Origin of the sequence: Anaeromassilibacillus sp. An250, from assembly GCF_002159845.1 — a bacterium.
Taxonomy (GTDB): Bacteria; Bacillota; Clostridia; order Oscillospirales; family Acutalibacteraceae; genus Anaeromassilibacillus; species Anaeromassilibacillus stercoravium.
In genome coordinates, this window is record NZ_NFJK01000004.1 from 146,246 (window position 1) to 165,419 (window position 19,174).

The 19,174-nt window shown below is 52.5% G+C and carries 26 protein-coding genes; all 26 read right to left on the reverse strand.

Annotation, left to right across the window (positions count from 1 at the left end; all coding sequences use genetic code 11):
* Positions 1 to 11 precede the first annotated feature (11 nt).
* The 26 genes from B5F54_RS05005 to B5F54_RS05120 all read right to left on the reverse strand — a co-directional run bounded on the left by B5F54_RS05005 (position 12) and on the right by B5F54_RS05120 (position 19,136).
* Positions 12 to 722: a hypothetical protein gene (locus B5F54_RS05005; RefSeq protein ID WP_087231349.1), complete on the reverse strand. Its 711-nt coding sequence runs from the start codon at positions 720 to 722 to the stop codon at positions 12 to 14.
* On the reverse strand, positions 715 to 2,898 hold the full coding sequence (locus B5F54_RS05010; RefSeq protein ID WP_087231352.1) for a hypothetical protein: 2,184 nt from the start codon (positions 2,896 to 2,898) through the stop codon (positions 715 to 717). The genes B5F54_RS05005 and B5F54_RS05010 overlap by 8 nt, the downstream gene beginning before the upstream one ends.
* Positions 2,895 to 3,755, reverse strand: coding sequence for an ATP-binding cassette domain-containing protein (locus B5F54_RS05015; RefSeq protein WP_087231355.1), 861 nt, complete (start codon positions 3,753 to 3,755; stop codon positions 2,895 to 2,897). The genes B5F54_RS05010 and B5F54_RS05015 overlap by 4 nt, the downstream gene beginning before the upstream one ends.
* Positions 3,756 to 3,952: 197 nt before the next feature.
* Positions 3,953 to 5,455, reverse strand: coding sequence for a sensor histidine kinase (locus B5F54_RS05020; protein WP_087231358.1), 1,503 nt, complete (start codon positions 5,453 to 5,455; stop codon positions 3,953 to 3,955).
* A complete protein-coding gene (locus B5F54_RS05025) occupies positions 5,433 to 6,101 on the reverse strand; it encodes a response regulator transcription factor (protein WP_087231363.1) in 669 nt (222 codons plus the stop codon). Before B5F54_RS05025 ends, B5F54_RS05020 begins: the two co-directional genes overlap by 23 nt.
* Before the next feature lie 111 nt (positions 6,102 to 6,212).
* Positions 6,213 to 6,632, reverse strand: coding sequence for a winged helix-turn-helix domain-containing protein (locus B5F54_RS05030; protein WP_087231366.1), 420 nt, complete (start codon positions 6,630 to 6,632; stop codon positions 6,213 to 6,215).
* 147 nt (positions 6,633 to 6,779) lie between these two features.
* On the reverse strand, positions 6,780 to 8,738 hold the full coding sequence (locus B5F54_RS05035) for an ABC transporter permease (RefSeq protein WP_207651954.1): 1,959 nt from the start codon (positions 8,736 to 8,738) through the stop codon (positions 6,780 to 6,782).
* Positions 8,728 to 9,495 (reverse strand): ABC transporter ATP-binding protein, encoded by a 768-nt coding sequence (locus B5F54_RS05040; protein WP_087231372.1) that lies wholly within the window; start codon positions 9,493 to 9,495, stop codon positions 8,728 to 8,730. The genes B5F54_RS05035 and B5F54_RS05040 overlap by 11 nt, the downstream gene beginning before the upstream one ends.
* A gap of 91 nt (positions 9,496 to 9,586) precedes the next feature.
* Entirely contained in the window at positions 9,587 to 9,784 is a 198-nt protein-coding gene (locus tag B5F54_RS05045; RefSeq protein ID WP_087231375.1) for a cysteine-rich KTR domain-containing protein, read from the reverse strand.
* Positions 9,781 to 9,903: a hypothetical protein gene (locus tag B5F54_RS18245; RefSeq protein ID WP_257367235.1), complete on the reverse strand. Its 123-nt coding sequence runs from the start codon at positions 9,901 to 9,903 to the stop codon at positions 9,781 to 9,783. The genes B5F54_RS05045 and B5F54_RS18245 overlap by 4 nt, the downstream gene beginning before the upstream one ends.
* A 10-nt stretch (positions 9,904 to 9,913) precedes the next feature.
* The gene (locus tag B5F54_RS05050; RefSeq protein ID WP_087231378.1) at positions 9,914 to 10,561 is read right to left on the reverse strand and encodes an ABC-2 transporter permease; all 648 of its coding nucleotides are present in this window, start codon (positions 10,559 to 10,561) and stop codon (positions 9,914 to 9,916) included.
* The gene (locus B5F54_RS05055; protein ID WP_087231381.1) at positions 10,554 to 11,414 is read right to left on the reverse strand and encodes an ABC transporter ATP-binding protein; all 861 of its coding nucleotides are present in this window, start codon (positions 11,412 to 11,414) and stop codon (positions 10,554 to 10,556) included. The genes B5F54_RS05050 and B5F54_RS05055 overlap by 8 nt, the downstream gene beginning before the upstream one ends.
* Positions 11,407 to 11,790, reverse strand: a complete 384-nt coding sequence (locus B5F54_RS05060) for a GntR family transcriptional regulator (protein ID WP_044940691.1) — start codon at positions 11,788 to 11,790, stop codon at positions 11,407 to 11,409. Before B5F54_RS05060 ends, B5F54_RS05055 begins: the two co-directional genes overlap by 8 nt.
* A 267-nt stretch (positions 11,791 to 12,057) precedes the next feature.
* The gene (locus B5F54_RS05065) at positions 12,058 to 12,258 is read right to left on the reverse strand and encodes a hypothetical protein (protein ID WP_242969637.1); all 201 of its coding nucleotides are present in this window, start codon (positions 12,256 to 12,258) and stop codon (positions 12,058 to 12,060) included.
* A complete protein-coding gene (locus B5F54_RS05070) occupies positions 12,258 to 12,953 on the reverse strand; it encodes a hypothetical protein (protein ID WP_207651955.1) in 696 nt (231 codons plus the stop codon). The genes B5F54_RS05065 and B5F54_RS05070 overlap by 1 nt, the downstream gene beginning before the upstream one ends.
* Entirely contained in the window at positions 12,950 to 13,756 is an 807-nt protein-coding gene (locus B5F54_RS05075) for a DUF4313 domain-containing protein (protein ID WP_087231384.1), read from the reverse strand. Before B5F54_RS05075 ends, B5F54_RS05070 begins: the two co-directional genes overlap by 4 nt.
* A 161-nt stretch (positions 13,757 to 13,917) precedes the next feature.
* Positions 13,918 to 14,235, reverse strand: a complete 318-nt coding sequence (locus B5F54_RS05080; RefSeq protein WP_087231389.1) for a hypothetical protein — start codon at positions 14,233 to 14,235, stop codon at positions 13,918 to 13,920.
* Complete coding sequence (locus B5F54_RS05085; protein ID WP_087231392.1) at positions 14,232 to 14,981, reverse strand: hypothetical protein; 750 nt, start codon at positions 14,979 to 14,981, stop codon at positions 14,232 to 14,234. The genes B5F54_RS05080 and B5F54_RS05085 overlap by 4 nt, the downstream gene beginning before the upstream one ends.
* A gap of 25 nt (positions 14,982 to 15,006) precedes the next feature.
* On the reverse strand, positions 15,007 to 15,237 hold the full coding sequence (locus B5F54_RS05090; protein ID WP_087231395.1) for a hypothetical protein: 231 nt from the start codon (positions 15,235 to 15,237) through the stop codon (positions 15,007 to 15,009).
* Positions 15,238 to 15,351: 114 nt separating this feature from the next.
* Positions 15,352 to 15,861: an adenylosuccinate lyase gene (locus B5F54_RS05095; RefSeq protein ID WP_087231398.1), complete on the reverse strand. Its 510-nt coding sequence runs from the start codon at positions 15,859 to 15,861 to the stop codon at positions 15,352 to 15,354.
* Positions 15,858 to 16,415: a decarboxylase gene (locus tag B5F54_RS05100; protein ID WP_087231400.1), complete on the reverse strand. Its 558-nt coding sequence runs from the start codon at positions 16,413 to 16,415 to the stop codon at positions 15,858 to 15,860. Before B5F54_RS05100 ends, B5F54_RS05095 begins: the two co-directional genes overlap by 4 nt.
* A gap of 42 nt (positions 16,416 to 16,457) precedes the next feature.
* Positions 16,458 to 17,336, reverse strand: a complete 879-nt coding sequence (locus B5F54_RS05105) for a hypothetical protein (RefSeq protein WP_087231403.1) — start codon at positions 17,334 to 17,336, stop codon at positions 16,458 to 16,460.
* A 62-nt stretch (positions 17,337 to 17,398) separates the two neighbouring features.
* Positions 17,399 to 17,545 carry a hypothetical protein gene (locus B5F54_RS17550; RefSeq protein ID WP_172749579.1) on the reverse strand — a complete coding sequence of 49 codons (147 nt, stop codon included), beginning with the start codon at positions 17,543 to 17,545 and terminating at the stop codon, positions 17,399 to 17,401.
* Positions 17,538 to 18,206, reverse strand: coding sequence for a hypothetical protein (locus B5F54_RS05110; RefSeq protein ID WP_087231406.1), 669 nt, complete (start codon positions 18,204 to 18,206; stop codon positions 17,538 to 17,540). The genes B5F54_RS17550 and B5F54_RS05110 overlap by 8 nt, the downstream gene beginning before the upstream one ends.
* The gene (locus tag B5F54_RS05115) at positions 18,203 to 18,508 is read right to left on the reverse strand and encodes a hypothetical protein (protein ID WP_087231409.1); all 306 of its coding nucleotides are present in this window, start codon (positions 18,506 to 18,508) and stop codon (positions 18,203 to 18,205) included. The genes B5F54_RS05110 and B5F54_RS05115 overlap by 4 nt, the downstream gene beginning before the upstream one ends.
* Positions 18,509 to 18,530: 22 nt before the next feature.
* Positions 18,531 to 19,136, reverse strand: coding sequence for a DUF6809 family protein (locus B5F54_RS05120; protein WP_087231412.1), 606 nt, complete (start codon positions 19,134 to 19,136; stop codon positions 18,531 to 18,533).
* Positions 19,137 to 19,174: the final 38 nt, after the last annotated feature.

The following is a 19,174-nucleotide window of genomic DNA, read 5'->3' on the forward strand; positions in this document are numbered from 1 at the left end:
CTCCCCGTTTCTTATCGTTTGGATCGTGCGGGGCGAACCATCAACAGGACGATGCCCGTGGCCAACAGTATGCACTGAACGATCAGAACTGCGGCCGGCATAGAGAAGGCGGGGTCTAAGGTACCAAGTGCTAGAGGGTACTTGCTGAAAAAATGTCCGTTCCAGATTCCCAGGGCGTCGGGCAGCGGCAAGGCCATACACAGGAAGGGTACCGCCATCCACACATACACCAGCCAGGGCCGGATCTGCCCCAACAGCCAGCCGCTCCCCAGTGCGAACACAAGGGCGGGCAGAAGGGTCGCCAGGGCCGGGAGCAGGAGACTGCCCCAGCCGTACCAGCCAAACATGCGGCCGTAGAACACTGCCGCCTCTCCCATGCACAGCAGACTCAGCAGCACACCGCCCGTCAGGGCTGCGGCGCACCGGACCAAAGCATACTGCTTGGGCGGCATCGGTGTAGCATCCATGAGAACTGCCGCCCGCCGGGCTTTGGGCGAGGTATAGAAGGTCAGAAAGAACAGCATTCCGATCCACAGCAAGGGCAGCATTCGGGAAAGATAATCTCCAAAGCTCCAGGGGGAGAAGGGGGCGGTGTGGGATACCCCCAGGATGGTTACGGCATGGAGTACCAGCGCCCCGTAGAGAAGCAGCACAACCGCCAGCCCGATAAAAAACTTGTTCCACAGCAGCCTGCGGCATTCATATCGAAAAATCTTACTCAAGGTTCAAATCCTCCTCCGTCAGCCCGCAGGCATCTAAAAATTCTTGGTAGGTCAGATAGGGATACATGGGGTCCAGTTCCCGGTTGAACAGGTCATGGAGAATCTGATCCATAGCTTCCTCGCCACCCACCAGCTGCTCCGCTTTCCAAATTTTCAGGGGCATCTCATTGTACTGCCGAACCTGAGACAGACTGTTGGAGATGGCAAGCTGCACCTGCTCCGGCAGCATCTCCAGATACTTAGGATTGCGCACATAGAAGTTCAGGTAGTAGTCGTCCACCGTCTGTTGCCACTGATCTATATAATGCTCCCGGGCGTAGTCCTCGCCGTACAGTTCCTTGACGATGCGGTAGGTGGTGTAGACGGTCAGGCCCTCGGCAGACCAGGGGCTGGTGGAATCGGAGGTATCAAACATGTTTCCCAGGCCCCACCACTGATGGACCAGCTCGTGGATCATGACCTCACCGGCGCCGCCGCCTTTTTCGGCGTTCCCCAGGTTGGCGATGGTGAAGTCCGCCTCGTCCAGCAGGCTGGCCCCGCCCACGGCGTAGCCGCCGCCGGCCACCCGGCTCTGGATGAGCTTCAGGGTTTCGCCGGCGCCGAAGGAGAGTGAGCCATAATGCTCGGTGCAGTAGTCCACCACTTCCTTCACCGCGTCCACGGCTTTGGCAGCCTCCATGACGGCCTGATGCTTGCGGCCGTAGTAGAATTCGATGGTCATGCCCCCGGCCTCGATCTGCTCACAAATATAGTCACCGGCATACAGAATGCCGCCGGCGCTGTTGGCCTCATAGCGCCAGGTCCTGGTGCCGTCCTCATTCTCTGATATGACCTCCGCCTCGCTGGAACTGAAGGGAATGGCAATCATAGAGGCGGGCAGGGTGATCTCAATCGTCGTGGGATAGCCCGCCTCTCCGGGCATAACATTCATCACCCGGGGCGAGAGGGCCGAGTTCTCCAGGCAGAGGTATTCCCGGCTCAGCTCCTTGCCGCCCTGCATGGTGGGCAGGCTCTCCTGGGGGAATCCGCTGTACTCCATGGTCAGCTCCACCTCCTCCTCGGCGGGAATGGTGACTTCCAGCCGGGCCTCGTTGTACTCCTGGTAGTCGCTCACCGTGAAGGGAACATCGGCGCCATTGGCTTTCACATTGGAGATCGTGTACCCCGGGTTGATGCCGAAGGAGACGCTCTGCTCCTGGCCGGAAGTGTTCTGGAACTGGTAGGAGGCCCGGCCCGTTACGGTGCCGGCATCGGTGTCCGGAAACACCTGAGCGGTGCGGCGGACAAAAGTGACGCCCTCGGCATAGGGGATCTCATAGAAGGACATCACCGTTAAATCCGGGTTGCTGCGGTCGATAAAGGGCTGGGCGGCATAGGCGGTGCCGGAACAGGCCAGCAGTGCCAGGGCGATCACCGGGCGGTAGAGCCGCCGGGTACTCCGTGCAAGGGAGCCAAACACGCCCTTCCCATATTGCCGGATGCAGAGATAGGAGACTGTCCAAACTCCAGCCAGTGTAAGGAGCCAGGTGAAGCGCATCCAGGCTACCGACCGAAACACACGGAAGTTGGAGAAGTCATCGGACAAAGCCCACACGCAGGGATTGAGCCAGCATAACTGCCAGTCCGACGCCCACACCGTCAGGCTCAAGGCGCAGAAGGCGATAAACAGGACGATGGACAGATCCGCCCGGCGGGTGAACTGGTAGGCTGCGGCCGCCGCCAGGACGCCCAGGGGCAGCGCCAGCCCCATGAGCAGCAAATAGGCCAGCACATAGTTCGCACCGGTGAACACAGAGCCGATCAGCCCCGCACTGATGGGCAGCCAAACCAGCATCGTGAGGCCCACCGTCAGCACCGCCGCGGTCAACAGGGCCAACAGGCGGGTCAGGGCGGTGGTCAGAGGGGACACCACCGCGTCGGTGAGAATGTCCACCCGGCTGCGGCAGGCCCTGTCCAGCTCAAAGATGGTCAGCAGGCCGAAGAGGATGGCGCCGGCCACACCGCCGGCAATCGCGGGGTTTGCTAGATACATGGAGAGCATGGTGGTAGATGTGGCGGGCTTGTAGAGCACCAGCCCCAACACCGGGGAGAGAACCGTCAAAGCCATCGTCAGCCAGGTCAGGCGGCTTTGCAGTAGCCGCTTTAGTTCCAGGGGAAAGAGCCGCATTGTCTTCATTGTGCCGCCTCCCTGGAGATCAGATAGAGGTAAGCGTCCTCCAAAGAGGGCTCCTCCGCCTGGGCATAGGACGGCAGCTTGTCTGCCACCGCACGGCAGCGGATGCCCTGGCTGGTGTTTACCCGGGCGGTGATGTGCAGCCCCTGCTCCAGCGTCTCATCCTTCTCCCAAAAGACGCCCACATGGCCGGTAGCCGACTGGATCAACTGCTCCGGCGTGCCGGTGAACAGGATGGTTCCATGATGGATGACGACGATCTGGTCGCATACAGACTGTACATCCTCAATGATGTGAGTGGAGAGCAGTAACAGATGCTCCTCCGCTGTACGGGAGAACAGATTGCGAAAGTGGATGCGCTCCTCCGGGTCCAGTCCCACCGTAGGCTCGTCAAAAATCAGGAAGGGGGGATTCCCCAGCAGAGCTTGCGCAATGCCTACCCGCTGGCGTTGGCCGCCGGAGAGGGTGCGGATTTTGGATTTTGCCTTTTCTTCCAAATTGACCGCCTGGATGGTTTTCTGGATTGCAGTTTTGGGGTTCGCAATCCCCTTGAGGGCAGCCATGTAGTCTAAAAATTGGGTGACAGTCAGCTCGTCAAACAAGCCGAAGTCCTGGGGAAGATAGCCAAGGCTGGCCTTCAGATGACTCTCGGCCTTGCTTAACGGCATCCTGTCCACTAGGATATTCCCCTCGGTGGGCTGCAAGGCCGCCACCAACAGCTTCATCAGGGTGGATTTGCCAGCCCCGTTGGGGCCCAGCAGGCCGATGAGGCTGGGGGATTTTAACTCCAGGTTCAGCCCCTTTAAGGCCTGCTTCCCGCTGGGGTAGGTCATACTGACATTTTGAATCTTGATTTCCATATTGTCGGATTCCTTTCTGCTTGGGATGAGGAAAGAATACCAGAGCAATATGGAGTGAAGATGGAGGAAATTTGTGATTTGTATGGAGATTGCTATATGATTCAGCTTATGGCCTTATCTGACCTGCACAAGAATGGGGACAGGAGTGAAAAGCTCCTGTCCCCATTCTTTCACACATATTCACTTAGTATATACCGTCAATCACGCAGGGCCGGCTCATCGACGGGAAAGATTATTTGAGCCCGCACTCCATCTGCTGTATTCTCAATGGTATATGTTGCCCCGTGACGGTCCAGGATCATTTTCACCAGATACAGTCCCAGCCCACTGCCGCCAGTAGCGCGGTTCCGGGAACCTTCCGCCCGGTAGAAGGCTTCAAACAGATGGGGCAGGGCCTCCTCACTGATCTGAACCCCGGTGTTCTCCACCGTCAGGGTCGGTCGGCCATCCAGAAGGCCGCACCAAACTCGTACCTCCGCTCCATCCGGGGAGTAGAGGGATGCATTGGAAAGCAGATTGCCTGCCGTCCGCCCCAGCAACGAGGCGTCCCCAGTGACAACGGTTCCCGGTGTCAGGCCTTTTACCAGACGCTGACCTCTTTGTTCCAAAAGAGGCATATCCAGGGCCAACTGGCGCTCCATGAGGGCGGACAGATCCACCGGCTCCCGTTTTACAGCCACAGATCCACTCTCCATACGGGAGATAGCCAGCATCTCCTGCACCAGATTTTCCATCCGTCCTGTTACCTGAAGAGAGCGAAGCAGGTACTTGTCCCGATCCTGGTAGATGCCCACAACCTCCAGCATACCTGAGAGCTGTCCTTTCAGGATGGTCACTGGAGTTTTCAATTCGTGAGAGGCGGCGTTGAAGAAGGCCATCCGCTGGCGGTCCAGCTCTCGTTCCCGTTCCACCTCTCCCCGGAGGGCCTGGTTGGCGCTCTCCAGGTCGGTAAGAGCAGTATCCAACCGGCGGGCCAGCTGATCCAGGCTGCGGCCCAGCTTACCGATCTCGTCCCTGCGCTTTTCTCCACATTCCCAGTGGAAGTCCAGCTCTGCCATTTTCCCGGCGATGCCGCTCATGCGCACGATAGGCCGAGTGATATATCGGGAGTAAATAAATGCGCACAGCAGAGAAAACACCAATAACACCACCAAAAGCCAAGGGGCTATCTGAATCAGCGCCCGCACCGCCAGGTTTTCCACTTCAATCCGTGGGGTGACATAGAGGGTATAGCTCTCGTTCTGGCCGGCAAACACTACCTCGGCGGTAATGGTAGCCTGCTCCGACATGGTGACCGCTACCGTATCGCCTTCCCGAATGTCCTGGCTGTGATAACTGACGGCGCTTTCCTGCTCTGAGGTGGTGACAATCATAGTATCATCTTCATACACAGCCTGAACCGTCAGCTTGGCCCCTGTGTCCACCAGGCGCCCGTCCGGTCCCACCAGCATGGCGTTGGCCCCGGAGGTAAGTACAAAGTCATCCAGCAGCTCGCCACAGTCCGCAGGAGTCGTCTCTGCCAGTTTCCCCACCAGGGTATCCACCTGAGCGGTAAGGTCATCATTTACTACGGCGGTATAGGTGCTGGGGGAGGCCCAGGCGATAAAGCTGAAGGTGATCGCCCCGGCCGCGAGCAGGACGCCGGCGGTAATGAGAAAGATTCGGGCTGTCAGGCTTTCAGCGATCCTCTTTCGCAGCACGGTAGCCCACCCCCCTTACAGTATCAATGTAGTTCCGCCCCAGCTTGTGGCGGAGGTTTTTGATGTGGCTGTCCACCACCCGTTCATCTCCATAGAAGTCATAGCCCCACAGTTTCGCAAGCAGCATCTCCCGGGTGAACACCCGGCCCGGCGCAGCCAAAAAGGTGTGGAGCAGTTCAAACTCCCGGGCGGTCAGATCCAAGAGCCGGCCATCCAGCAGGGCCTCCCGGGTATCCAGGTCCAAAGTCAAATCCCGGTAGCGCAGGCGGCTATCCTCCCCAGTGTTTCCACGGCGGCGAAGGATGACCCGGATCTTTTCCAGCAGCACCGGCATAGAGAAGGGCTTGGTCACATAGTCGTCGATGTCCATGCCGAAGCCCCGGAGCTGCGATTCTTCCCCGTCCAGGGCGGTGAGCATCAAAATGGGGATCTGTGACTGCTGGCGAATCAGCTCGCAGACCCCAAAGCCGTCGATCTTCGGGAGCATAAGGTCCAACAAAACCAGGTCGAAAGGCTGTCCCCCAAACAGGGCCAGAGCTGCCACGCCATCCCCGGCCACGGCGGTCTGATAACCGGCATCTTCCAGGTAGGCGCGTAGCAACTCCTGGATGTCCGGCTCGTCTTCAACAATTAGAATGCGTTTCATTAGTAATCACCCAATCGAAGTATATCATGGGATTGTGAATTTATCATGGAGAAAAGAAAGTAACCATCAAAAAGAAGCGCACAGCGGAAGCAGATCCGTTGTGCGCTTACTCTATTTAGATGAAATGCTTAGGGCAACGAATTTGTACCCATGACCCCGGACGGTTTCGATGATACTGGCGCCCAGTTTGCGCCGGAGCTTGTAGACCATGCTGGAGATCCCTGTCCAGCTGGCATCAAAGGAGTCCGCCGCAATAGCTTCATAGATCTGGCGGGCGGTGAACACCTGCCCTGGCCGGCGGGCCAGCAGGAGCAGAATATCAAACTCCATCGGCGTAAGGTCCACCGCCTGGCCGGACTGCCACACCAGCCTGCGCTGAGGGTCGATTTGCAGAGAGCCAAAGAGCAGCGGCGCGTCTGCGGAGGCGGCCACCGTGGACAAGTCTGCGACTGAAGCAAGGGCCGATATTGCTTTGCTAAAAAGGGCTTTTTCATCGTCCCTAAACGATAGAATTATAAACTTCCCAAGCAACTCACCTCCAAATACTTAAATTCCTGAAATCGCCTTTGTCACGCTAAACCCTAATTTGCTAATCCTTTATTGACAAGCAAAATACAATTTTTCGCTAACATCAATATCCCAGATCATATAATACCGTTCCTTTCAACAATCTCTATCTTATTCGGGCCGAAGAATTACCTTTTTGAACAGGAACATTGTTGCTCCAAAATAGGTCAGGTAAATAGCACAGAATAGCAGAATTGTCACCATGCCATAGAACAACACAAGTCCTTCCTGCAAAAACGATTTCCCGAAAAGGAGCTGTGTTCCTGCAATCAGGAAAACGGTAAGTATGATGGGGAATAGCAAGGGGATAAAAAACACAGTGGAAAGTTCCTTGCGTATCAAGGCAACCTGTTTCTGACTTGATACGCCCAGCCAATCAATCACCGCATAATTTTTCCGGTTTCTGTCTATAGAAGAAAGCTGTTCAAAAGCCAGAACCGAGCAGGAAAGAATGATAAAAATAATACTCAAATACAGCCCGCAGAAGGAGAGAGTTGTAAATCCGGTCAGTGAATTGGCAACACCCCACGCTTTTACTGTTATCCCCATTGTCATTTTCTCCGGTAGTTCCTGTCCGGGTTGGATGTCTGGCAACCATTCTCCACTGTTCAAAAACTGTCTTAGTTCGCTTCTAAGCTCCGGGTATCCACCATCCGCCAGTTTCATCACAAGGCGAATTTTCTCCCCGGATAGCTGTGAAGCCACTTTATCCGGCAGGACAAGCACATATCCATTTGTTCCTGCCATTTGATACTGCTCCATTGGCTCAGTCAGGATCGGCGTTTCCGCTGCGGTCAAGGTCTGACCATTCAATGTAATTTCAGACTGCTGTTCCAATCTCTGCTGGATGTCATCCACATAATTCCATGTATCACAGTGAACTAAAAATTCGTTATTACTTATGGAAACAGACGAAAGCCCTAAAATCTCTCGCAGGCGATTATAGTCAGACAAAGACAAGGCTTCAATGGATTTACCGGGAACTGTATATAAGTAATAGGTTGCACTGTCCTCCACCTTGCAGCGTTCCTCCACAAAGGAGAGGACAGAATTCATGCTATCCTTGGTCAAGGGTGCGTCAATGGCTACACCGGCGTCATAGGGATAATACGCCTCCATATTGGCCTTATAGCCTGCGCCCATTGTCAGTCCTATAAACATCGTTGTAAGAGAAATCGTCAACAAGATTGCCACAACAGCCATTGTACGCCCGGAAGATTGAATACGCCTGCCAATCTGCCCCAAGAAAAACAGATTTTCCTCTCGATATTTTCGCTGGGGGTTTCGTTTGGCAAGCAGGTACAGCAAAACCGGGATCTTTCGGTGTAGCTCATAAACAGCCACAAGAATTAGCAGACAGGCTCCGCCACAATACAACAATGCTTCATTAGTCTGGATGTGAAGTCCTTTTTCCAGCAGAATTACACCTGCAACCATAACAGCAATCGAGAGTAAGCCAGTTAGAACACTCCGAAGCAAAGAATGAAAACCGATTTCCTCGTTTTTTTGGTTATCGTAAAGCAGATCAATCACTTTTTGCCGCCGGATAACCTTTGCTGCGCGAAACATTCCAAATCCATACATCAGAATGAAGAAGAAAAGTGTCATTCCCCATGCGCGGAAAGAAAACAAAACCCGATAAGTGTGCGGAACCTCGAAAATATTCTGGATAACCTGATTTAGCAATCCGGATAAGCCGGTTCCGATCAAAGCTCCCAGCAAAAAAGCTACCCCGCCAATTATGCCATTTTCCACCAAAAATAGATTGCGGACGGTTTTCACTTCCATGCCCATCAGCTCATAGGCAGCAAATTCCTTTTTGCGTTGGCCCAACATGAAGCGAACAGCATATCCAATGACAAACGAGGACATAAAGGCAATTAGTGCCGACAGTATCAAAATGCCAGTGGTAAGCATTGACATATTTTCTGTCATGGCAAGAATGTCCGGGGAAAGTCCCAGTGCCAAGAAAGAATACATCAATGCCGCAGTCAGCGTAAGCGTCACAAAGTAGATGATATAATCCCGAAGGCTCCTGCGAATATTCCGAAATGCAAGTTTAGCATACATCACTCACGCCCCCTCCCGTCATGGTGAGGACATCCAGAATTTTTTCAAAGAAAGTCCTGCGGGAATTGCTGCCTTTGAAAATCTCCGTAAAAATAGTACCGTCACGCAAAAAAAGAATACGGTTTGCGTAACTTGCGGAAAAAGCATCGTGTGTTACCATTAAAATTGTCGCTCCAAGCGTTTCATTGATACTCTGGATAGCGGAAAGTAGCATTTGGGATGAATGGCTGTCCAGAGCGCCCGTAGGTTCATCTGCCAAAATCAGTTTGGGTTGATTGATGATTGCCCTGGCGCAAGCACATCGTTGCTTCTGACCGCCAGACACCTGATAGGGATATTTGTCAAGAATATCCGTGATGTTCAGCTTTCCGGCTATTTCTCGTACCCTACCATCAATCTCACCTGCGGGAACTCTATTGATTGTCAATGCCAAAGCAATATTCTCGCTAATGGTCAGAGTGTCCAGCAGGTTAAAGTCCTGAAACACAAATCCAAGGTTCTCCCGGCGAAACCGGGCAATCTGCTTTTCATTGATTTCCGTCACATCGGTTCCATTCAGATAGATATGCCCTGCGCTGACCGTATCAATGGTGGAAATGCAGTTGAGCAGAGTGGTCTTGCCGGAACCGGATGCCCCCATAATCCCCACAAATTCCCCTTCCTGAACAGAAAAGCTAATATCCTGAATTGCTTTTGTGACATTACCTTTGCTGCCGTAATATTTTTGGATATGTTCCAGTTTCAAAACTTCATTCATATAGGCAGACCTCCTTCATCGTTTTTAATAGCTTGATAGCGGCACCCCCATTCAAAAGAGCCGATAACCACAAGAAATTAGACCTTGTGTGTTATCGGCTCTGCGGCTGTGCGTCTGGCGCTTTGATAACGGATATATTGAATTGTTCAACATCAATTAGACATTCGCTTTTACATTTTGGACAAAAGAGAGGAAAATTTTTCAGAATAGTATCTTCTCTAACTTTGTCGCGCGTTTTATTTCCACAGATCGGGCAGCGTATAAACTCTGTTTTTTCCATATCCATCATTTTTCATCCCGGTTTTTATCCTGTTTCTTTTTTTCCTCCCGATATTTACGGATAAGTTTATTCCGAACAGGAATACCAACACCAATCAGAAGCACTACTGCTAAAATCGTGAAATCCATACTATCCACCTCACATTTCTTTATTTTTCATAATCTGAACAGAGAACCAGATCGACACAGCATACATAACAATCACCAGCGCAATCGCAAGAGTGAGAAGCAGCACAGGTGAACTGGCAATCGCGTTGATAATGGGGTTATCAGCAGGCAGTTTAGGAAGAAGAAACAAAGTCACTAAAAATCCCGCAACCGGAATATACATAAACACCCGGCCTTTGATAGAGCCAAATTTGTAATATCCGGGAATTTGAAATACCGTGTAAAGTGCAAACAAGAACAGGCCGCCAATGGCCGCACTGATAATATCAAACGGTTCAACGGTTTCTCCCAATGCCCGTAATACAATCGGCTGTGTGATAAGGGACACCACCAAAGCGATAACTCCAAGCACAACAACAAAAAGATACCGTCCCATCACCATTTCACTTTTCTTTACAGGCAAAATACCATATAGGCGTTCCATGCTATTTTTTTCTGTGACGGAGAAAGTATAGCCGGTTGTCATGGCGATAAAGCACATGGCGAAAGAAACTCCTGTCAATATAGAGCGGTTGATTGCTGCAAAAGCGATGGGGAGAAGCATAGTAAACCCAATCACTTTGACATACGGTTTTACAAGGGAAAAATCCAGTCTTGTAGCTTTCAATATATTACTCATAATCCTCACCTTTCTTGCTTGTAAACACAACGATTTCGTCAATGGTAGCCGGTTCAATGTCCAATGCAGTAAATGAGCCAATATCCTCGGTTTTTACCAGAGCTTCAAAACCAGTCGGGAAAGTACGAACGCCAACCGCCTTCGCTTGTAGATCAGCGGAAAGTTCATCTATACCACCCTTAACGATGCGGAACATATCAACAAATTCATCCTTGCTGCCGGTGAAAAAAAGTTCCCCATAGCTGATGTATGTGATATAATCAGCAGCTCGTTCCAAATCGCCAGTAATATGGGTGGAAAATAAAACGCTGTGTTCTCCGTCCTCAATGTATTCCGAGAGGATCTGAAGCAATTCATCTCTGGAAACTGGGTCAAGGCCGCTGGTAGGTTCATCCAAAATCAGCAGCTTTGCGTCATAGGAGAACGCACAAGCCAGCATCAACTTCATCTGCATCCCCTTTGACAGTTCTTTGACCTTTTTGGTCGGAGCGATATGAAATTTCCGTAGCATTTCACTAAAACGCTCCGAGTTCCAGTTGGGATAGAAAACAGAGATGGATTTTTCTACCTCAGAAACTTTCCAATCATCACTGAAATAGTTGGTATCAAACACAACGCCCAGCTCGGCTTTTGCCTTCTGTTCGTCAGCGATATTGTCCAAGCCCATGATTTTGATTTCTCCGCCGTTGCGTTTGAGCATATTCAGAATGAGCTTAATTGTAGTTGTTTTGCCGGAACCGTTCGGCCCGATCAGCCCCATGATATAGCCTTTGGGGAGCGTAAAAGTAATGTTATGAAGCTGAAAACTGTCGAAAGATTTTGACAGATTTTTTACTTCCAAGTAATTAGTCATCTGTATTCGCCTCCAATAAAATATCTAAAAGATGATGTAGTTCCTCATTAGATAGGTTAGCAATTTTTGCTGCTTTTATAGCTTCTGTTAAGCTATTTTCCACTTTGCAAATTAGTTGCTCCTTCATAAGTTCGGAACCGCTGCCAAGTACAAAACAACCGCGGCCCTGAACATTCTTGACAAACCCTTCCTGTTCCAGTTCTGTATAGGCCCTTGTAACTGTCAAAACACTGATCTTTAAGTCCTTTGCCAGAGTGCGGAGAGAAGGCAAGGCTTCTTCCTCTTTTAGTTCTCCCGACAGGATAGCGGCTTTGACCTGCTGTTTAATTTGCTCGTAAATGGGTACACCTGATACATTTGAAATAATTAGCTTCAATCCATCCTCACCCCTCCTGTTTCAACTGTTATGCTTTTATGTATAACAGTATAACACACAAAACAGAAGAAGGCAATATATATTAAAAAGTTCACAATTAAGAGCAACGGAATTTTTGAACGCAGCATAGTCCTGCGCCAAATTTCACCAGTGATATTTGCAATTTTTCTGCATTTTTGGTCGGCAATAACGCCTAAAAAGTAAGTATGTCTATAATAGCAGCCGCAGGCTGGGAAATCCCCAACCTGCGGCCTCGCTGCGGCAAAATCACTCTGCCGCAATTTCCCATTCTCTCAAATTGAACTCACTCAGCGGATAAATTTCCGAGGCAGATGCCTCGAAGCCAAGCGTAATATCTCCGCTGCTGTTGATGCCCTCCAGAACGCGTTCGATAGCGCCGTCATCATGGCGCAGCAGCATTCCGGCTTGAATTTCTGTACCATGCTTGTCGTAGTATCTCAGCCGCATTACTTACCTCCAACAGCCGCCTTATCGTAATAGTGAACATAGACATTGTAATCCCGGGATCGGGTGATCATCCGAATCCAGATATATAGGTGGTCGGTTTCGGAATAGAGGTTGAACTCCGTTGCCTCGCTGGTGGCCTGCGCGTACCTGCAGAACCGCCGCATGGTGTCCAGCGTCTTGAAAGCCGGCAGCTTGAACAGGGCGTTCTGGAACTCGTCGATCTCCTTCACCAGCTCCGGCGCCGGCTTTTTCCCAGGCACATTGTGCCAGGTTGTCCACCACCGATAGCCGTCATAATCCGAGCGGGAGTAAACGACCTCGCTGACAGGCCGGCCAGTGAGCTGCATGGGCGGCGTATCGGTGTGCTGAAATACTTCCTCAAAGGTGCAGGAGGTCTTCAGATAGCAGACACGCCCTTTTGCGGGTGCCGGGAGTCTGCCGCGCTTCACTGCATCCCATTCTGTGAGGGGCAAGGGGGCATGGGCGGCATCACGAAGGGCCTCATCCATGCCACAGGCTTCACAGATCTGCACATCCGCATAGCGGCTGAGGGCATTGACCATCAGGTGGGCTGCCAGAGGGGCGCCGCACCGCAGGCATTGGGGCGGCTCTGCGGCGTCGCCGTCCGCGTACAACTTTTTGTCCTTACGCCAGGCCGCTTCTAACAAGTCCTTGGGATATAATTTGATCTTCATGATTTTGTGCTCCTTTTTCTGGATTTCTTTTTTGTTGCCTTTTGGCGGACTTCGGTTGTTTCTTTGAATGTCTGAGCAAGGGACGGGTCATGCCTTGCGTCACTTTTCCTGCGGCGTTCTTCAGACCAGGGCATATAAACAGGTAATTCGTTTTGATACAGAGCCAGCAGGTCAGACGCCATATCTTCCCGGCGGCGATACAGACTGCTCCGCGCAATATTGGTGTCACAGTCTGTGATGGTGGTTCGCAGCATGATCCCGCGCTGCTCAAAGGTAAAGCGCCGGTGATGTGCCGGATCTTCGGCCTCGATCCGCAGCGGGGGCGTGTCATTGGAATTTTGCAGCCTGCGCCACCCGCTGTAATCTGTATAGCAGAAATCCGGAATGTGGTTTGCCAGCCGCTGAAGTGCCTGATAGAGCCGCTCATATCGCCGGCCGAGTTCTCCCTTTAAGCGCCGTGTATAGTAGGTGTAGCCGTCTGGGTCCAGCTTTTTCAGCTTTTTGGCGTTGAAGAGGTATTCCACATATTCCACGCCGTCTTCCAGCCGGACCTGGCCGGTGCGTTCCCCCAGTCCATTTCGCTTGATCCAGGCATAAAATCGTTTGCCGGTGGACTTGGTATTGATAAATCCACAATCCTTGGGACACAGGCCGCCCAGATTGACCGTGAGGCTGTCCCAGAAGACCAGCTGGCCGAAGCTTTCCTGATAGAGTTTGATGGCGAGATTGCCCTCCGGATAGGTGGCAATCTTGATGGTCAGGGCATATTCCGTTCCTTTCATGTTAAATGGTATTGGTTTCATGATTTCCCCCGGAACAAGGACCAGCAGGCCGCAAAGAGCAGCCTGCCGGTCCTCGTGATAAGCCTGCCGCCGAGGGCAGGGTGGAGGAGGCGTTCAAAACGCCCCCGTTTCTTTGAATTCTAAACTGATTTTGGGCGTTGCTTACCGGCCCCTTGATGCAATTAGGCCGCATCGCTGTCAAACAGACGGCGCAGTTCGGCGGCCAGCTCCGTGCGGTTCCGGCACGATATGTGATTCACCGTGCCGCAGTTGCCGCCGTTCTGGTCCATTTTGCCGACAGTGATGCTCAAATCTCTGCCTTCCTGTGTGATCCACAGGCGGCGGCTCAACGAGGGATCTTCCGCCACGATCCACAGCGGCCGCTGGCGTGTCATGTAGGACTGCGTGGGAGACCGCCATCCGCTGTAATCAGAAAAGCGGAATCCCGGAACATCCATCCGTCGCTTTGCCAATGCGGCATAGATTTCTCTGTACTTCATGCACTGCATCTCCCCGCTGCGAGAGGGCCGCCGTCAGAAGCATCGTCTGTCAGGCCGAGTTTCCAGCACAGGGCAAGAACCTCGGAATCAGAAACACGATAGAGCTGCCGCTTGGCGTACTTGGGACGGAAGCAGAAGATGCCATTATCAAACAGGAATTTCCCATCCTTACTGCCGTAGGTGCAGCTGCGGCCCGCCAGCAGACATTTCATCCGGTCAGCATCTTTTTCAATCTTCTCATAGTCGTACCAGATGCTGTGCTGGACGGCAACATCCAGATTGCGGTTTTTCCGGCAGCGGTGTTCCAGAAACTGCAGCAGCCGCCAGCAGACCTCGGCACGCTTTTCCACGGTCTGGTTTTCGTTGAAGCTCAATGTAAAGTAGGAGTAATCCCGCCCGGACAGGCCATAGCCGTGAAGCGTATTGCTGAAATCATTGCACCAGAAGAAAAGATCCCACTGACAGCTCCGGAAAGGCGCCGGCTCGGTATCCTCATACTGATAACAGACGAAATTTTGGGCGATGGCGTCCATGAGGGGATTCATGACAGAATTTCGTGCTTCAGCGGCCATGACCAGGGCTTGGCCCTCATCAGCCACTGTATGCGCACGGCGGTTGGCTTCCTTCTGTTCTTCCGTATAGACGAACTGAATGCGCACGGAATGAACATCGTACATAGCGTAGCCCCGTTCGACCCATTCCGGGCCTGAAGGCGCAATATAGGACTTGTCATGCCATAAGTTCATGTTTATCTCTCCCTTGTGGTAATGGCTAAAATTCTCTCCACCCGGTCGTTTTCCCGGTCTTATTGTGTCGCGCCATGATCAGGCGGGTAGTAGGTGCTGAGGGCTGTACCACCAATTCCCCTTGCTTGTAGGCAGCTTCGGCTGTTTCCAGCGCATGGGAAAGGTCATAAGCCTCCACGGGAAACTCCTGAACGACCTGTTCTTCAATCGTTACGGTGTATTTCCTCAGCATTGGGTGAGATGGTTTTTTCTTCATATTCTACTCCTTTATAAAGAAAGGGACCGGCAGACCATAGCGGTACGGTTTGCCGATCCCTTTGTAATGATGGCCTCTGCCCATTTGGCAGAGCATTTGGCTGGCGTAGGAAAACTAAGACGGTGAAGCCTCCAAATCCTCGGATTTGAGTACACGGCCCTGTTTCTCCCGCAGCTGGGCAATATGTGCCTTCCATTCTTTCCGGGCCTGTTCTGCACGCTGCAGCTCCACGACCTGCTGCTCCGGTGTGAGAGCGGAAAACTCACATTCCCGTTTGTCCGCCTTTAAATCACGGATGACCTTCCGCACAATGGAGAGCGCCATTTCAGAGATGGTGGGAGGGTGGTCCTCTATCGCTTCTCTGCCACGGCGGAACAAATCTAAATAGGCATGATACTGCGCCTCAGTGATGAACTCCCAGCCGTAGGCATCCTGGATTTCCGCCTCGCTGTGGTACTGCATGGCGGCTTCAAAGTCAGCTTGCCTTGCGGCGGCCTCTTTATCGATTCGCCGCTGCAGTTTGGCGGATATGCGTTCCAGCTCTTTGAGAACCAGGGAACAGGCCTCCGCCTCCCGCAAATAACCGTGAGCCTCGCTGCTCAAGTATTTTTGTGTCCGTTTCATGCTGCTTCCTCAGATGGCGCAGATACCTCGAAAATGAACTGCACAGGGATCAGTTCGCCGGGGCGGATATTCTCCGCAAGCTGCCATTCCCCGTTTCGCAAGACCTGTGAAGTGACATCATTATAGATCTCTGGGGGAGTATGGTAGTCATTCATACACTCCGTAGGAACATACAGGCAGAAAAGCGGCAGGCTGAATATATGCAGGCTCTGCAAAACTACTTCACGGAGCTGCCTTGCCAGTGCCGCGATCTCCTCCATGTCCTGTCGCTCAAAGGCGGCCTCGGAGATCTTTTTCAGGTACGGAGTATCTTTGATTGCCTCGTTTATGTATTTCACGGCCTCGTCGCCGTAGCGGCTCTTGACGCGGATACCACCGAGGGAAATGTACTGGGTGTATGCGGTGGCGGTTTTACAGATGTTATCTTTCAGTTCTTTGAATGGATTTGCGTATTTCGTTTTCAGATCTTCCATCGAAACGACCTCCAGGTTGCGCCGGAGCGTATCCAGATGGAATTCCAGGTCTTCACGCAATTTCTTTTCTTTTTCGTCCATGTAGTCAAACCTCCATTCTATTATGGTTTATGTGTCACAGCGTCAGCAGGAGCTATGTTCTGCGGATTGCTGGCGAATCTCTTTCAGCAGAGTGTGTGCCACATCGGACACCGCCTGCCAGTAAGCCTCACCGTAGGCGCAGCTGTGTTCCAGCTGGTTGGTGATCCGCTGCGGCAAATCGGGAGAACGCAGTAGTGCTTCTTTCTGTGTGTCAGAGAGCTCTTGAAAATCGTCACGGTTCTCAATATGCTCCCTGAAATCATCCCGCAGGCATTCTGCGCGGTACAATTCTGCCGTGCTGCGGCAAAATGCAGGGGAAAGCGGCAGCGCCCGCTGTTCCAGCGCAATCGAAAAATGGTTCTCACAGTATTCGCCGTCCAGATAGCACTCATAGCTGTTGTCAGACTCTTCTTCGACGAATTGGCTGCTTTCTTTCCAGCGTGGAATGCTTCCAACCAGAAATTCTTCTCGAAGGTCATTGTGAAATTGATGTAGGGCATTGGTGCGCTCCGTGAAGATCGCTTCATAGGAACCATACTCCCCATCGGTAGCCCAGTGGACGACGACTACATAGAGCGTCCCTGCGGGATATACCTGGGCCGGATGCTCAAGGGGAACAATCATTTCAGGCCCCATAATGACCATATCCAGGCCCAGATCCTCGATGTGTTTCTGCTCACGGTAAAGCTGTGAAAAGGTCTGCTCCAGCGCAAGACGGTCCGCAGAGAGCACCGGCGCTTCAAATGCGCAGTAGATGTCCGGCGTGTCGTTGTCCGTCTCCCGGTCATCCTCGGTGCGAATTTCAAGGATATTTCCGAAAAGCCCTGCATAATCGCTTGCTTCATTGGCGACGATGCGCCCGCCTACTTTGTAGCAGACGCCCTCATGCCAGAATTCTTCTCCAGGCTTCTTGTAAATCATCTCATTCTCTCCTTTGATGTGCGGGTCCAGAGCAGCAGCCTGAACCCGCCTATAGATTGTTGTCACCCGCGCCGGAAGTGGCGGCACCGCTCATGCACATAGCGGTGCATGGCAGCAAAGGTGCGGTATGCCTGCAGCCTGCCGGTTTGAGGGTCAGGCCACCAGCGGGATCGGCTGGAAGTGCCGCCTTTGGGCACTTTCTTAATCATCGTCGTCTTCTTCCCAAGGGGAGTCTGCGTCATCTGCATCAGCGTCCTTTCCTGAAATCAAGTGTTTGGCGTCCCGTTCACAATCGCTGCGGGGAATGGGGCCGCTTATCGGGGCGGGGCCTGAACGGTTTCCTAAAATGGTGAATGTGTTCCAGCGCCCACAATGGGGGCAGGCAATCTGGCCCATATAACTACGGTCAATCTGCTCCTGGGTAACAGTTCCAGGTTCAGGGCAGCATTCCATGCGCACAAAGACAATGTTTGCCGCGTCCCAAACCTCTGGCCGGTATCTTTTGTTGAAGGGCAAGTATCCGACCCACTGGGGATTATCAAAGATCCGGCTCGTATGGAGCTGCAGGGCTTCTTTGCGTATTTCAGCAGCGGAGTCTCCGGTGAAATTGTGTTCCGTACACCACTGAATCAGTTGTTTCAGCAGATCTGTTTCCCCGGCTTGCTCAATGACGGCCTCTGCCAACTGGCACCAGTCATGCTCTTCGATCTCTCCCAGTTTTGTTTTTGCGCCGCGCCACGGAAAATACTTTTTATCCCGGCCGGCGCCGGTGCTGTTGCAATGGAACACCCCATATTGCCAGCGGATGTCCTCAAATGTAATGGTAGAGAGATCTCTGCCGCCGGGCAGTTTATAGTCCCCATGCTTCATATCCGCGGGTCCTCAGCCGGCGCCACAGGTGACGGCAATTCTCCGCTTAAAACCGAGGGGAATACTGCGCTCCATAGCCTCAGCGGAATCGGCTGGTGGTCTATTTCCCGCAACGCTTCGTCCATCCAGCACTTTTCGCAGATATATACATGAGCATATCGGCTCAATGAGTTTAAGAAAAAGTACCCGCCGGTATAGAGCTCATGAAGGCCGCACCTTGGGCAGAGGGTCTGCTGCTCCGATTCCTGAAGCGGTAAAAGGCGCTCAAGGAATTTTTTGATTTCATCTTCGGAAATGTTCATGCTGCATCCTCCTTTGACTGCCCTATTCACACCAGTTCGGCCGGCGCCGGTATAAGGTCAGGCCATTGATGTGGTGGCTCTCTTTGTCATTGGTGACCCGGATGAATCCCTTTTTATAGGCCACCACTTTGACTTCCTCGTTCATTTCAAGGCAAAACACCCATTCTCCATTCATTTTTCTGAGTTCCTGCGTTGTAAGAGGAAGTTCAGCAGCATTATTGCCTTCAGGCCACGCGAGTCCGGCCATCAGCATCTGCATCGCAGTCCGGTAACCGGATTCAAATGCCTGCTCGGTAACGGCGCCGTGTTGCTCCCCAACAGCGAGCTGATATGCCTCAAACGCTTTTACAGCCGCCGGAGACTGCTGCAGGACATCCCGCAGGGCCGCTTCGGCTGCGGAAACCGCCTGATTCAGTTCCTTCTGTCTGCTGCTCTGCTTCTTGAACACACTCGGCTCATAGTCGCCGTAGTAGAGATCATGCAGAAAATTGGGATCAGGGGCGATACCCTGCGGTGGGGCCGTTTCCGTGTGGGCAAGGCCATCGGCAATGCGTTCCAGAGCCTTGATGAGATGGGGCAGCTGAGCGTCAAAAAAGCGGCGGCCGTATGTCGTTTCATGGAAATTCAAAGATTGGCACCTCCTGTCAATGAAAAGCCCGCCGGCGG

Bases quoted from the DNA above. Each gene is read 5' to 3' on its own strand.
- B5F54_RS05010 (WP_087231352.1), bottom strand. From the start codon at position 2,898: ATGAAGACAATGCGGCTCTTTCCCCTGGAACTAAAGCGGCTACTGCAA.
- B5F54_RS05015 (WP_087231355.1), bottom strand. From the start codon at position 3,755: ATGGAAATCAAGATTCAAAATGTCAGTATGACCTACCCCAGCGGGAAG.
- B5F54_RS05025 (WP_087231363.1), bottom strand. From the start codon at position 6,101: ATGAAACGCATTCTAATTGTTGAAGACGAGCCGGACATCCAGGAGTTG.
- B5F54_RS05035 (WP_207651954.1), bottom strand. From the start codon at position 8,738: ATGTATGCTAAACTTGCATTTCGGAATATTCGCAGGAGCCTTCGGGAT.
- B5F54_RS05040 (WP_087231372.1), bottom strand. From the start codon at position 9,495: ATGAATGAAGTTTTGAAACTGGAACATATCCAAAAATATTACGGCAGC.
- B5F54_RS05045 (WP_087231375.1), bottom strand. From the start codon at position 9,784: ATGATGGATATGGAAAAAACAGAGTTTATACGCTGCCCGATCTGTGGA.
- B5F54_RS18245 (WP_257367235.1), bottom strand. From the start codon at position 9,903: ATGGATTTCACGATTTTAGCAGTAGTGCTTCTGATTGGTGTTGGTATT.
- B5F54_RS05050 (WP_087231378.1), bottom strand. From the start codon at position 10,561: ATGAGTAATATATTGAAAGCTACAAGACTGGATTTTTCCCTTGTAAAA.
- B5F54_RS05055 (WP_087231381.1), bottom strand. From the start codon at position 11,414: ATGACTAATTACTTGGAAGTAAAAAATCTGTCAAAATCTTTCGACAGT.
- B5F54_RS05065 (WP_242969637.1), bottom strand. From the start codon at position 12,258: ATGCGGCTGAGATACTACGACAAGCATGGTACAGAAATTCAAGCCGGA.
- B5F54_RS05070 (WP_207651955.1), bottom strand. From the start codon at position 12,953: ATGAAGATCAAATTATATCCCAAGGACTTGTTAGAAGCGGCCTGGCGT.
- B5F54_RS05075 (WP_087231384.1), bottom strand. From the start codon at position 13,756: ATGAAACCAATACCATTTAACATGAAAGGAACGGAATATGCCCTGACC.
- B5F54_RS05080 (WP_087231389.1), bottom strand. From the start codon at position 14,235: ATGAAGTACAGAGAAATCTATGCCGCATTGGCAAAGCGACGGATGGAT.
- B5F54_RS05085 (WP_087231392.1), bottom strand. From the start codon at position 14,981: ATGAACTTATGGCATGACAAGTCCTATATTGCGCCTTCAGGCCCGGAA.
- B5F54_RS05090 (WP_087231395.1), bottom strand. From the start codon at position 15,237: ATGAAGAAAAAACCATCTCACCCAATGCTGAGGAAATACACCGTAACG.
- B5F54_RS05095 (WP_087231398.1), bottom strand. From the start codon at position 15,861: ATGAAACGGACACAAAAATACTTGAGCAGCGAGGCTCACGGTTATTTG.
- B5F54_RS05100 (WP_087231400.1), bottom strand. From the start codon at position 16,415: ATGGACGAAAAAGAAAAGAAATTGCGTGAAGACCTGGAATTCCATCTG.
- B5F54_RS05105 (WP_087231403.1), bottom strand. From the start codon at position 17,336: ATGATTTACAAGAAGCCTGGAGAAGAATTCTGGCATGAGGGCGTCTGC.
- B5F54_RS17550 (WP_172749579.1), bottom strand. From the start codon at position 17,545: ATGATTAAGAAAGTGCCCAAAGGCGGCACTTCCAGCCGATCCCGCTGG.
- B5F54_RS05110 (WP_087231406.1), bottom strand. From the start codon at position 18,206: ATGAAGCATGGGGACTATAAACTGCCCGGCGGCAGAGATCTCTCTACC.
- B5F54_RS05115 (WP_087231409.1), bottom strand. From the start codon at position 18,508: ATGAACATTTCCGAAGATGAAATCAAAAAATTCCTTGAGCGCCTTTTA.